This is a genomic window from Streptomyces monashensis, from assembly GCF_001866665.1.
In the GTDB taxonomy this organism is placed as follows: domain Bacteria; phylum Actinomycetota; class Actinomycetes; order Streptomycetales; family Streptomycetaceae; genus Streptomyces; species Streptomyces monashensis.
The window spans coordinates 23110-35589 of the sequence record NZ_MLYO01000034.1 but is presented as its reverse complement, the minus strand read 5'-3'; the positions used below and the strand labels follow the sequence as shown (position 1 = coordinate 35589).

Genomic DNA, 12480 nt, shown 5'->3' with positions numbered 1-12480 from the left:
GCCCGGCACGCCGACGGTTTCCCAAGAGGCACGCAGAGCGCCACTTGACTTCGAGCGCACTCGAATTCGTAGCGTTCGGGACATGAGCACTGCACAGCACAAGATCGGATCCGGTTTCGGCGCCACCAGCACCGCCGACGACGTCCTGCGGGGCATCGATCTGACGGGCAAGCTCGCCCTCGTCACCGGCGGCTACTCGGGGATCGGCCTGGAGACCACCCGGGCGCTCGCCGCGGCGGGCGCCCGGGTGATCGTGCCCGCCCGCCGTCCGGCCACGGCCGAACAGGCGCTGGCCGGCATCTCCGGCGTCGAACTGGACGAGCTGGACCTCGGCGACCTGGAGAGCGTGCGCGCCTTCGCGGAGCGGTTCCTCGCCTCCGGGCGGACCATCGACATGGTGATCGACAGCGCCGGGATCATGGCGTGCCCGGAGACCCGGGTGGGCCCCGGCTGGGAGGCCCAGTTCGCCACCAACCACCTCGGTCACTTCGCCCTCGTCAACCGTCTGTGGCCCGCGATCGCACCCGGCGGCGCCCGGATCGTCTCCGTCTCCTCCCGTGGCCACCACTTCTCCGGCATCCGCTGGGACGACATCCACTGGCGGCAGGGCTACGACAAGTGGGAGGCCTACGGCCAGGCCAAGACCGCCAACGTCCTGTTCGCCGTCCAGCTCGACAGGCTCGGCCGCGATGCCGGCGTCCGTGCCTTCGCCCTGCACCCCGGCGGCATCATCACCCCGCTCCAGCGGCATCTGCCCAAGGAGGAGATGATCGAGCGCGGCTGGATCGACGAGGACGGCAACGTGCTCAACCCCGAGGGCTTCAAGACCCCGCCGCAGGGTGCCGCCACCCAGGTGTGGGCGGCGACCTCGCCGCAGCTGGACGGGATCGGCGGCGTCTACCTGGAGGACTGCGACATCGCCGAACTCGCACGGGAGGGCGACGACGAGCGCCTCGGCGTCAAGGACTGGGCGATCGACCCGGAGCAGGCGGCTCGGCTGTGGGAGCTCTCGGCGGAGCTGACGGGCGTCAACGCGTTCCCCGCCGAGAACTCCCGGTAACTTCCCCGAGAAGAGGTGGCCGAGGGAACTCACCGAGACGATCCGGGCGCCGTCCGCCGCCGCGGGGCCGGGGCGGAGGCCTACGGCGAGGGCGAAGTCCCCGGGGCGGTTGACGGCGAACCGGGTTTCCCGGCCGTCCGGTGCGCGGGTGAGTTCCGGCAGGGCCATGACGCCGGCATGGCCCAGCAACTGACCTGATCCGGGCGGAAGTTCAGCGTCCAAGCAGGTCGCCACACGAGCGCCCGGGGTTTCCGTTCCGTCGGTGAAGGTACTCGGGCACGGGCGAACAAGCGGCTGATCTACGTCTACTTCGGCGACAAGAAGCACCTGTTCGACGAGGCCCTGCGCGCGCACCGACTGCTGGAGCGCCCCACGGCCACCGGGCCCGGAGCGACAGGTCCCGGTTCCCCGTCGTGCTGGAAGTGCCGGAGTCAGTGCGGCGGTGAGGACGACGGGCGCCGCGGCCGCGGCGGCGACGAGTGTGCGAGATCCGGGGGCACGGCGAGGTCCTGCCGCCGGATGTCGAGCGTCAGGCGATGCCGCAGAAGACGTCCGAGCCGGCGCTCCGCCGTTGTGTGGATGAGCAGGGACAGCCCCAGCATGCAGAGGACGGACACCGCCGTCGACGGCAGCACCCCCAGCCCCGGACATGCCCGGATCAAGCCCTTGGCCAGGGGAATTCCGATGCTCTGGTGGACGAGATAGAAGGGGTAGGTGAGGCTCCCGGCGGTGACCAGCCAGCGTCGGCGCAGCCCCGTCAGCGGTCCGGCACCGGCCAGTGCCAGCAGGCCGAGACAGGTCGTGAGCACGATCGCGCACACGGTCCAGGAGGGCCGATGCTCGCCGGGGGGAGTGGCGGCGTGATCGGCCACCCGGAGTGCGAGCACGGTGAGTTCGTAGGACCAGGCGAAACCCAGCAGCAGCCACAGCAGCAGGTTCTGTCCGAACCTGTGCATGAGGTGGAGCACGATTCCGGCGACGAAGAGGCCGGTGTACCGGGGGAGTACGAGTTCGTCGAGCAGCGGAGCGTGGAGTTCGAGGCTGATGACGCCGGCCAGGAGCCAGGCTCCGCAGAAGGCCACCACCCGCCGGTAGGTCAGCCCGAGGACGAGCAGCAGGGCCATCAGCAGGTAGAAACGGGTCTCCACCCAGAGCGTCCAGCTGACGCCGTCGACCAGGTCGAGGCCCAGTGGTCCAGGAACCATCGTCAGGTTTCCCAGGACCGTACGCGCGTCGATGCGGGTGGCGGCAGGCCAGTGGCCCACGCGTGCGGCCAGGACGAGCACGACGACCAGGAGCACGGCGCACCAGTAGGCCGGGAAGAGCCGCGCGATACGGGAGACGGTGAACTGTGCGGGAGTCCGCCCCCAGCAGCTCATGCAGATGACGAATCCGCTGATGGCGAAGAAGAACTCGACGCCCAGCCAGCCGTAGCGGCTGATCTCGTGCAGGAACGGGGCGAAATCGCGCAGCTCGGTCCGTCCCCAGAAGTGCGGGGTGGGCGTCCCGAGGAAGTGGTATGCGGCCACCATCACCGCTGCCACCAGACGGAGTCCGTCTATCGCGGCGAGGCGGGTCTGCCCGCCCCACGGTCCGGGGGAAGGCGTGTCGGATGCCATGTCGCAACCAGGGCCGTCTCAGGCGGTGGGCAGGGGCGAGCGGCTGACACGTATCTTCGACTGGCCGTGCGGGCGCTTCTCCCAGTCCTCCATGAACCGCGCGTGCAGACCGTGCCGCCGTGCCAGGGCCAGGAGGGTCTCGGTGCGGTAGGAGAAGTCCTCGTGCAGCACCTGGTGTTCGGAGCCCTCGGTGCGGTCGAAGGTGAAGTCGAAGAACCCGGTTTCCGTCAGCACACGTCCGACGTGCGCGAGGCACTGCTCGATGACCTCCAACGGCGAGTGGGAGAAGACGCTGTGCGCGTGGACCACGTCGAAGTGGTCGCTGGGCAGGAAGTCCAGGGTGAGGTCGCCGGTGATGGTCAGGTGCGGCAGCTTCTCCTGGAGCCGGCGCTCGGTGAGCGTCTTCTTCGCGGCCGTCAGGATGTCGGGCGAGATGTCGATGCCGTAGTAGTCGCCGGTGTCGAGGTGGCTGATGAAGCGCCAGCCGCCGCGCAGGTTGCCGCAGCCGATGTCGAGCATCCGGTGTCCGGGGCGCAGTCCGTGTTCGACGAGGTAGTCGAACTGCATCTGCCCGAGCGCCAGCCAGCTGTCGTGGGTCTGGCTGCCGACCGCGGCCTCCGGGCTGCGGCGGGTGTCGGAGGCCATCACGGCCCGGTAGTAGCCGACGTGGTCGGGGTGCATGAGGCGCAGCCAGGCGTCCCGGCCGGCCCGGCGCAGGTACGGGACGACGAGGCCGGGGTGGCGCAGGGCGTAACCGGTCTTGTGGGTGAGGGTGGCGCGGTTGCCGCGCAGTTTCTTCGGCGACTTGGCGTCGGCGGGCATGGCGAAGCGACCTCCGTACGAAGAGAGATCCCGGTGAGCGGGGGAGGAGGTGAAGCGGTGAACGAAACGAGATGAACTGGTCAGACGCGGCGGCGCAGAAGCAGCACCGTGACGACGGTGAGTACGACGGCGAGCCCGCCGAGGACGGCGGTGTCGGTCCACTGGAAGGCCCAGTAGTCACCGGCCGGGTTGGCCTTGTAGAAGCGGGCGACGTACCCGTGCGCCGCCATGCACTCCTTGAGCTGGGTGCCTGACGGGAAGGCGCATTTCAGCACGTCGTCGTGGCGGCCGGAAGCGGTGATCAGGCCGTAGGTTCCGGTCGACCACTTCTCGCCCATCGGCGCTTTGGGGACGCTGCCGGCGCTGACGTAGGTGTGCGGCGGGACCAGCAGACGGGCCCGGTGTGTCCACTCCAGCAGGAGAGTCGTCACCCCCGTCGCCAGCAGGGTCAGGCCCATCGCCGCCAGGACCCGGCGGGCCAGCAGGCCCAGCAGCGTGCCGGCCGCCAGGCCGAACAGGGCGGCCGCGACGACGCGGGGGCCCGAGCCGCTCAGGGCGGTGTTGTCGTACCAGAACAGGCCGTAGCTCCGGTCGGCGGCCGGCCGCCACCACCAGGAGAACACGCCGGCGAGCAGGCCGGAGAGGGCGATCGTGGTCGCCGCGGCCAGGGCGAACCGGGAGGCGAACCACTGACCGCGGCTCACGCCCTGGGCGAGGACCAGGCGGTGCGTGCCAAGTTCCCGGTCGCGGCCCAGCAGCGGGGCACCCCAGAAGACGCCGATGACGACGGGCAGGGCGATGTTCAGCACACCGAGGTACTTCAGCGGCTCGACGTCCAGCAGCAGGGGCAGGCCGGTGTCGGACCGTGTGCAGTACAGCGGCCCGGTGGCGCAGTGGTCGAACAGCCCGCTGTGCAGGGCGTCCAGCATGCCCGAGCGGAAGTACACGGCGACCGCCACCGCGACGACCAGGGCGGCCGCGCCGATGCCGGCCGACACACGCTGCTGGCGCCACGCGAGCCAGAGGGAGCCCTTCACGCCGCCGCCTCCGTCCGCTCGGCCGGGGCGGGATGCCTCGGTTCGACGTCCTGGAGGTAGCCGATCAGGATGTCCTCCAGCCTGGGTCGCTCGACGTGCCAGGCGCCGTGCAACGGCCCGTGCCGCCGTATCAGCGCGGTCAGCTGTCGGCCGGCGGTACGGCGCTGAACGACGGTGTGTTCGGTGGCCAAGGCGTCTGCCTGGTCGGCGTGTCCGGTCAGCACGGCGTGGCTCTCGCGCACCGTGTAGGCGTCCTCGCTCAGCTCGACGCGGCCGTCGCGCAGCACCAGCACCCAGTCGCAGGTCTCCTCGATCTCGGGCAGGACGTGCGAGGACAGCACGATGCTCGTGCCGCGCTCGGCGGCCTCGGCCATCAGCCCCGCCATGATGTCGCCCCGTGCCACGGGATCCAGGTCGGCCAACGGCTCGTCGAGCAACAGGAGTTCGGGCCGCTTGCCCAGGGCCAGAGCGAGCGCGACGCGAGTGCGGCGCCCGGGGGACAGCTCGCCGACGCGGGCGTGGAGCGGGACGCCGCCCTCGCGTACGGTCCGCTCGGCAGTCGTCCGGTCCCACGAGAAGTTCAGCTTCTCGCCCATCAACAGGGTGTCCGCCACGGTGAAACGGGGATAGAGCGGCTTGTCCTGCGCGAGCAGAGCCACCCGGGCACGGGCCTCGGACGTGCCGGGCACGGCGTCCAGTGCGCGCAGTTCCCCGGAGCCGGGCCGCAGCAGGCCGCCGGCCAGGTGCAGCAACGTGGTCTTGCCGGCGCCGTTGCGTCCGACGAGGGCGGTGACACGACCGCCGGGCACGGTGAACTCGCAGTCCCGCAGGGCCCAGCCGCCCCGCCTCCGGTACCGGAATCCGAGTCCCGTGGCGCGCAGCGCATCCGGCGCGTCAGGCCCGGTCATACGTCTTCCTCCTTCTTCTTGTTCGGTTCCCGGTCGCCCGGGGTACGGCTGTCCTGCTCGTGCACGTGCTCGTTGTCGTAGGTGTCCAGAGCCGTGGTGACCAGGGCGAGGACATCAGCCCGCTCCAGCCCCGCCGTTCGCGCGCGGGCCACCCAGTCGGTGAGCTCCCGGCGCAGCGGCGCGTCGTCCTCCGCGGCGGGCCGGGCGAGCGAGCGTGTCACGAAGGTTCCGAGGCCCCGGCGCAGTTCGACCAGGCCGGCCTGCTCCATGTCGCGGTAGGCCCGGAGCACGGTGTTGGGGTTGATGGCGGTCGCCGCCACCACCTGCTTGGCCGTGGGCAATTTGTCCCCGACCTTCAAGATGCCCATCCGGAGCGCCCGTTCGGTCTGCTCGACGATCTGCACATAGGCCGGTACGCCGCTGCCGCGGTCGATCCGGTAGTCGATCACGTCGCCTTCCTCGGCTCCATCATGCTTGTGCTAATGAATTAATGGAAGCATGGTGGATGTCTGACGGCGATGTCAAACGCGGAGCCGTGCTTCGGCGGGGCGGGGTCGCGCCCTGAGGTGCCGTCCGTCGCGAGTGAAGGCCTGAACCTGGTGAGGGGGAGCGGGCCCGTCTGTGGGTCCCGCGTCCCGCCGGCTGACGGCGACGCGGACGCCCATTTGGTTTCAAGCGATACCGTATCGAATGAGCAGATGGCTGGTAATGTGCCCCTTATGGCCGCCGACGCTCCTCGTCAACCCGCTGTCTCGCGCGCGACCGACCGTCCCGGAGACCGGTCGCCCTTCGCTCTGGGGCTGTTGCTGCGCCGAGCCCACTGGCGTGCGGCCGCGTTGATGGGGGAAGCGCTCCGACCGCTCGGCGTCGAGCTGCGGCATTTCGCCGTGCTGATCGTGCTGGTCAACCGCGGGCCCACGGTGCAGCGGGACCTGGCGGTGGCGACCGGGTCGGACAAGGCGGGAATCATGCGGGTCGTGGACGACCTGGAGCGCAAGGGTCTGGCCGTACGCAAGGCCGTTCCCGGGGACCGGCGGGCGCGAGCGGTGGAGATCACCCCTGAGGGGATCGAACTCTTCGACGCGGCTCATGTGGCCGCGGAGCCGCTGGCCGGGCGTCTGGTCACCGAACTGGGTGCCGGCGAGTCCGAGCAGCTGACGGAGCTGCTGACCCGGCTCGCGCATCCCGCGGACGACGAGGCGTAAGCGCGCCTGCGCGCCGGTTTCCGGTCGTACTGACGCGCCTCTTCTCGTCACACCACTCATATCACTCCACGGAGAACCCCGCCGAGGGCTGATCCATGCGCCAAAATAGTTGAGCGAGATACAGTATCGAGTGATACTATCTTGAGTGTGACGAAGGTGGTCCCGTTGAACAGAGGGAGGCGGGCGATCATGGACGTCTATGAGGCCGTCGCGAGTCGGCGGGCGGTGCGCGCGTTCACCGACCGGCCCGTGCCGAGGGAAACGCTGGAGCGGGTCCTGTCCGCCGCGGCCTGGGCGCCGTCGGGATCGAACATCCAGCCATGGCAGGCCTACGTGGTGACCGGCGGACCGCTGGCCGAGATCAAGAAGCGCGCCGGCGAGCGGCTGGCGGCGGGCGACCCCTGGGACGAGCGGGAGTACGAGATGTACCCACCCGACCTGAAGTCCCCGTACCGCGAGCGCCGATCCGACTTCGGCAAGGTGCGCTACGGCGCACTCGGTATAGCCCGCGACGACTGGGAGGCGCGCCGGAGGGCCGCCACCGAGAACTGGAACTGCTTCGGAGCGCCCGCCGCTCTGTTCTGCTACATCGACCGCGACCTGGGCCCGGCCCAATGGTCCGACGTCGGCATGTTCCTGCAGACCGTCATGCTGCTGCTCCGCGCTGAAGGGCTGCACAGTTGCGCGCAGATGGCGTGGTCGGAGTACCGCAGGACCGTCGCGGACGTGTTGTCGCCGCCGGAGAACCTCCTCCTCTTCTGCGGCATGGCGATCGGATACGAGGACGTCAAGGTCCTCGGCGACCGCACGGGCCGGGCGCCGCTCGGCGAGACGGTCACGTTCGTCGACGGTCTCTGACACGGCACTTCCGCGGTCGGTCAGCAGCCACAACAGGCTGATTCATGCGGCGTCCACATAGCCGCCCGTATGCCATATTGCGCATGTAATCGAGACGAAAGGTATGTCATGAAGATCGCGGTCATCGGCGGTACCGGACTGATCGGGTCGCAGGTCGTCAGGGACCTGAACGCGGCCGGACACGAGGCGGTACCGCACTCGAAGTCCACCGGAGTCGACATCATCAGCGGTCAGGGGCTGGACGAGGCGGTGGCGGGAGCCGACGTCGTCGTCAACCTGACGAACTCCCCGACCTTCGACGAGGCCTCCCTGGCCTTCTTCCAGACCTCGATGGACAACCTTCTGGCCGCGGCCCAGAAGGGCGGTGTCGGCCACTTCGTCGTCCTCTCGATCGTCGGCGTGGACCAGGTGCCGGAGCTGGACTACTACCGGGCCAAGGCGCTCCAGGAGAAGATCCTCGCGGCCGGACCGGTGCCCTACTCGATCGTGCGGGCCACGCAGTTCATGGACTTCATGGACGCGGTCCTGTCCTGGACCGCCGACGCCGACACCGTCCGGCTGCCCGCCACGCCCATCCAGCCCATCGCCTCCAAGGACGTGGCCGCCGCGGTGGCGGAGGTCGCCGCCGGCGCCCCGCTGAACGGCATCCGGAACATCGCCGGCCCCGAGATCTACCCCCTGGACGAACTGGGCCGGATCACCCTGTCCCACAAGGGCGACAGCCGTACCGTCGTCACCGACCCCACCGCCGGCATGTTCGCCGCCGTCAAGGGCGACGTCCTCACGGACAAGAACGCCCGCCTCGCCCCCACCAGCTACGCCGAGTGGCTGTCCTGACATCCTGACCGGCTGAGTGAGCCGCCTGGCTCCACGCGACGGGGGCCGGCCGGAGCCGCGCTGTCGGCCCGGCTTCCCTGACCGGTTCCCGTGCCGGGACTCACAGGTCGTTCAGCAGTACGGCCGCCCCGTCGAACCGGCCCGCCTTCAGATCGCTCAGTGCCCGCGGCGCCTCGGAGAGAGGGTAGGGATGTGTGGTGGCCCGGACGCCGTACCGGGCCGCGAGCGCCAGGAAGTCCCGGCCGTTGTCCCGGGTGTTCGAGGTGACGCTGCGCAGTTCCTTCTCGTAGAACAGCTCGCTTTCGTAGCGCAGTACCGGGACATCGCTGAGATGGATACCCGCGACCGCCAGGACCCCTCCCCGGTCCAGTGCGCGCAGTGCCACCGGCACGAGCTCACCGGCCGGTGCGAACAGGATCGCCCCGTCCAGCGGCTCCGGCGGCTGGTCGTGCGCCCCGCGGGCCGACGCACAGCCCAGGTCGAGGGCGAGCCGTCTCGAGGCCTCGTCGCGGGTCAGGACATGGACCGTCGCTCCCTGCGCCAGGGCCACCTGCGCGCACAGATGGGCGCTGCCGCCGAATCCGTACAGCCCGAGGCGCCCGCCCGGCGGCAGTGATGTCCGCAGCAACGCCCGGTAGCCGATGATGCCCGCGCACAGCAACGGCGCGAGTGCGACATCGTCGACGTCCGCAGGCAACCTGTAGGCGAAGGCGGCCGGGACGGTGGTGTACTCGGCGTAGCCGCCGTCGGCGTCCCAGCCGGTGTACTCGGAGCCGGGGCACAGATTCTCGTCCCCGCGCAGGCAGTAACGGCACGTGCCGTCCGTCCGGCGCAGCCACGCCGCGCCCACACGGTCGCCGGCCGCCCACCCGCTCACACCCGCACCGACGCCGTCGACCACGCCGACCACCTCGTGGCCGGGCGTCACCCCGGGCCGGCGCACCGGCAGGTCACCCTCGGTGACGTGCAGATCGGTTCGGCACACACCGCACGCCCGCACCCGCACGAGCAGCTCGCCGGATCCCGGCTCCGGCACGGGCCGCTCCACGAGCCGCAACGGCCCCTCTTCGACAGGCCCCGGCCGGTCCACCACCCACGCACGCATCGGCTGTGCCCCCTGTCCTGTCACGCCTGCCCCTCCAGTGTGGGCCGACACGACGGCCGACGCGCGGTACCGCCCCGGGAGGCCGTGCCCGGTGAGTGACGAAGCTCGTCGCACCGGCAGCCAAGGCACCGTAAAGACTTCCTGGTTCGGGCAATGGATTCCGGAGCCTTCCCCACGATGATCACCGGCGAAGTCCGTGTTCTCGACGCTCACAAGGAAGGTCCACCCGTGAGACTGACCCGCGCTGCCCTGGCCGTCGCGGCCACCGCTCTGGCTCCGGCGCTCCTGATCGCCGCCCCCGCGTCCGCCGCCCCCACGTCCGCGCCCGGCCCGGCGGGCGCCTCGACCACCTCCGTGGCGGCCACGTCCGACGCGGGCGGCTCGACCACGCCGGTGGACGAGATGTCCGACGACGAGGTGCGGATCGCGATCATGCGCGTCATCGCCGACCCGAGCACCGGCAAGGCGGTGTACGCCGCCGCGCAGAAGGCCATGGACGGCACCATCGAGGACCAGCGGACCTTCCTGAAGACCGGCCGTTCGGCGGCCCAGGCGGAGGACGACCGCGTGGCCGTCTTCCGGATCCTCGCCGTGGCTCGCCAGAACAACGACAAGGCGGTCGTCAGGGAGGCCACCAAGGCCCTCGACGACGGCTCACCGGCCGCCCTGCGCGCCTTCTTGGAGACCGGCTACCGGCTGGCCCGGGCGGAGGACGACCGCGTGGCCGTCTTCCGGATCCTCGCCGGTCCGGCCACCGGCGCGGCACTCCGCGCGGCCGCGGAGCGGGCCCTCGACGACGGCACGCCGGAGGCGTTGCGGTACTTCCTGGAGCACGGCCGGTACGAGGTCGGCTCCTGAGTCCTGGCGAGGACGGCGCACGCGGACGCCGCACGCGGATGCCGCCGTCCCTGCTGGTCCCGCCGGGAGAAGCGCGGTGTGCCGGGGGAGAGTTGCGCCGTCGGCCGCTGTGATCATCGAACCCTGGGAAATAGGTCGATGGCGTCGCCGAGCCCTGGCACAGTGGCGCACCATGGATGACTCCGTGCTTCTGACGGCTGCGGACGTACAGCTCATGCAGCGCCTGGCGCTGCGGGTCACCGCCGTCCGTCCCGACCTGGTCGACAGCGACGCGTCGTACGGAGAGCCGGCCTGGAACTGGGGCAAGGGGCACGCACACGCCGGCGAGAGCTGGCTACGCCGACTGTGGTTCTCCGCTGCCGATCCGGTCGCGTGGGGCTGGGTCCGTCTGCCGCACCGGGCGAGGCGGAGCGACGGGTCGGTGGCGGACGTCACCAGTGCCTGTCTGGTGTATCAGGTCCATCCCGACCACAGCGAGCTGGTGGACGAGGTGATCGACTGGTACGACGCCGTGGCGGCCGGCATCGAGCGCACCGTCGTAGTGTCCGGTGCCGATGAGTTCGCCCTGGAGCGATGGGCGGCACACGGCTATGACATCGACCCGGACTCGCTCGGCGAGACCGGCTCCTGGACTCAGCTCAACGGGCGGGACCTCGATGTCCCGGAGCATCCGGTGCTGCCGGACGGCTTCCGGTTCCGCACGGCCGACGAGGCCGGGCCGCGAGCCGCGGTCCGGGCTCATGTGGACGCCTGGGCTCCGCCGACGTACACGGCCGAGGCCTACGAGGGGGTCCGGCGGACACGGCCGTACCGCGGTGATCTGCACGTCCTGGTGGAGGCGCCGGACGGGACGATGGCCGCATCGACGGTCATGTGGCTCGACGAGGCGAACCGGACCGGCGAATTCGAGCCGGTCGGCACGCATCCGGACTACCGGCGGCTCGGGCTGGGCCGCGCGATGCTGCTGCGCGGGATGCACCTGGCACGGGCGGCCGGGGCCGGTCACATGACGGTCGCCTGTCCGGGAGCGCCAGGGCATCCCGCAGCACGCGGGCTGTACTACGGCGTCGGGTTCCGTCCGTTCTCACGCGACGTGCCGCTCATCAAGCCCCGGGGCCAGGGGAGCCAAGTCGTCGGCCGTACCCGCTCCTGGTTCGTCACCCGACCACGGCGAGGGTCGTGGAAATGCCCTCGGCCAGGCCGCCGGTCACGCCTCTGAGGGGCCTGTGGGGGTGACCCCACCCATAGGAGCCAGATCACATCCTATGCGGCATCGTAGGACCGGAATGGCCTGAGCAGGGAATAAATCCGTCATAAGCCATCATTTCCGACATTGCTCCGATGTTGCGTAGTACGTCACATCATTGCGCTCGGCCGGGTCCGCCGCTAACCATTGCTGTCGTTGCCGGGGCCAAGCGACGGACCGAGCGGATTCCCGCCGGACTGTCACGCCTCCCGCAACACGGGGCCCAGCCCCCCCGCAGCCGTCAGAGGCGGCCTGCACCGACCTTGTCCCCCACGAAGGGTTTCTTTCGCATGACCATGACCGCTCGCACCCGCATCGCCCGCCTGCGCACCCTCGCCCTCACCGGCATCACCACCACCGGCGCCGCGGCCGCCGCCCTGACCCTGATGCCGACGACCGCGCAGGCCGCCGAAGCGACGCAGGCGCCCGCCTCCCACGCGGTCACGGTCTCCAAGAAGGTCTCGGCGAGTGACACCCGTGCCGCCTCCCAGCAGAAGACCGGCTACGGCAACAACCTCGACGGCTGGATCAAGCAGTCCCTCCAGATCATGAAGGCCAAGGGCATCCCGGGCAGCTACGACGGCCTCAAGCGCAACATCATGCGCGAGTCCGGCGGCAACCCCAGCGCCCAGAACAACTGGGACGTGAACGCGCAGAAGGGCACCCCCTCCAAGGGCCTGCTCCAGGTCATCGACCCCACCTTCAACGCCTACCACGTCTCCGGCACCGCCAAGAGCGTCACGGACCCGGTCGCCAACATCACCGCGGCCGCCAACTACGCCGCCCACCGCTACGGCTCCATCGACAACGTCAACTCCGCGTACTGAGCCCGGAGTCGGACGACACCGACGGCGCACCGAAGCTTCACAGGAACCGACGCAGTGCGCGCGGGAACACATCCGCCGCGGGGCCAGGACCGGCGCGA

At 70.4% G+C, this 12480-nt stretch carries 13 protein-coding genes; 7 read left to right on the top strand and 6 right to left on the bottom strand.

Going from position 1 to position 12480, the window contains the following annotated elements; translation table 11 throughout:
* Positions 1-82: 82 nt before the first annotated feature.
* Complete coding sequence (locus BIV23_RS20635; protein ID WP_071382386.1) at positions 83-1060, top strand: SDR family NAD(P)-dependent oxidoreductase; 978 nt, start codon at positions 83-85, stop codon at positions 1058-1060.
* A 431-nt stretch (positions 1061-1491) separates the two neighbouring features.
* Here the strand turns inward: BIV23_RS20635 and BIV23_RS20625 are convergent, their stop codons facing one another.
* From BIV23_RS20625 to BIV23_RS20605, 5 genes are all read right to left on the bottom strand, one after another.
* Positions 1492-2679 (bottom strand): acyltransferase family protein, encoded by a 1188-nt coding sequence (locus tag BIV23_RS20625; protein WP_079173264.1) that lies wholly within the window; start codon positions 2677-2679, stop codon positions 1492-1494.
* An 18-nt stretch (positions 2680-2697) separates the two neighbouring features.
* Positions 2698-3501: a class I SAM-dependent DNA methyltransferase gene (locus BIV23_RS20620; RefSeq protein ID WP_071382383.1), complete on the bottom strand. Its 804-nt coding sequence runs from the start codon at positions 3499-3501 to the stop codon at positions 2698-2700.
* An 80-nt stretch (positions 3502-3581) separates the two neighbouring features.
* Positions 3582-4538, bottom strand: a complete 957-nt coding sequence (locus BIV23_RS20615; RefSeq protein ID WP_071382382.1) for a transporter — start codon at positions 4536-4538, stop codon at positions 3582-3584.
* Positions 4535-5446: an ATP-binding cassette domain-containing protein gene (locus BIV23_RS20610; protein WP_071382381.1), complete on the bottom strand. Its 912-nt coding sequence runs from the start codon at positions 5444-5446 to the stop codon at positions 4535-4537. The genes BIV23_RS20615 and BIV23_RS20610 overlap by 4 nt, the downstream gene beginning before the upstream one ends.
* Positions 5443-5895, bottom strand: coding sequence for a GntR family transcriptional regulator (locus BIV23_RS20605; protein WP_071382380.1), 453 nt, complete (start codon positions 5893-5895; stop codon positions 5443-5445). Before BIV23_RS20605 ends, BIV23_RS20610 begins: the two co-directional genes overlap by 4 nt.
* A gap of 390 nt (positions 5896-6285) precedes the next feature.
* Between BIV23_RS20605 and BIV23_RS20600 the strand changes: the two genes are divergently transcribed.
* The 3 genes from BIV23_RS20600 to BIV23_RS20590 all read left to right on the top strand — a co-directional run bounded on the left by BIV23_RS20600 (position 6286) and on the right by BIV23_RS20590 (position 8346).
* The gene (locus tag BIV23_RS20600) at positions 6286-6651 is read left to right on the top strand and encodes a MarR family winged helix-turn-helix transcriptional regulator (RefSeq protein ID WP_245790586.1); all 366 of its coding nucleotides are present in this window, start codon (positions 6286-6288) and stop codon (positions 6649-6651) included.
* Between the two features lie 189 nt (positions 6652-6840).
* Complete coding sequence (locus tag BIV23_RS20595; RefSeq protein WP_071382378.1) at positions 6841-7509, top strand: nitroreductase; 669 nt, start codon at positions 6841-6843, stop codon at positions 7507-7509.
* 108 nt (positions 7510-7617) lie between these two features.
* Positions 7618-8346: an SDR family oxidoreductase gene (locus tag BIV23_RS20590; RefSeq protein WP_071382377.1), complete on the top strand. Its 729-nt coding sequence runs from the start codon at positions 7618-7620 to the stop codon at positions 8344-8346.
* 100 nt (positions 8347-8446) lie between these two features.
* Here the strand turns inward: BIV23_RS20590 and BIV23_RS20585 are convergent, their stop codons facing one another.
* The gene (locus BIV23_RS20585) at positions 8447-9451 is read right to left on the bottom strand and encodes a zinc-binding alcohol dehydrogenase family protein (protein WP_071382376.1); all 1005 of its coding nucleotides are present in this window, start codon (positions 9449-9451) and stop codon (positions 8447-8449) included.
* Positions 9452-9679: 228 nt separating this feature from the next.
* On the opposite strand from BIV23_RS20585, the gene BIV23_RS20580 reads away from it, so the two are divergent.
* The 3 genes from BIV23_RS20580 to BIV23_RS20570 all read left to right on the top strand — a co-directional run bounded on the left by BIV23_RS20580 (position 9680) and on the right by BIV23_RS20570 (position 12382).
* Complete coding sequence (locus BIV23_RS20580; protein WP_071382375.1) at positions 9680-10309, top strand: ALF repeat-containing protein; 630 nt, start codon at positions 9680-9682, stop codon at positions 10307-10309.
* A gap of 172 nt (positions 10310-10481) precedes the next feature.
* Complete coding sequence (locus BIV23_RS20575) at positions 10482-11528, top strand: GNAT family N-acetyltransferase (protein WP_079173263.1); 1047 nt, start codon at positions 10482-10484, stop codon at positions 11526-11528.
* A gap of 317 nt (positions 11529-11845) precedes the next feature.
* Positions 11846-12382 carry a transglycosylase SLT domain-containing protein gene (locus tag BIV23_RS20570; RefSeq protein ID WP_071382374.1) on the top strand — a complete coding sequence of 179 codons (537 nt, stop codon included), beginning with the start codon at positions 11846-11848 and terminating at the stop codon, positions 12380-12382.
* The last annotated feature ends 98 nt before the right edge of the window (positions 12383-12480 follow it).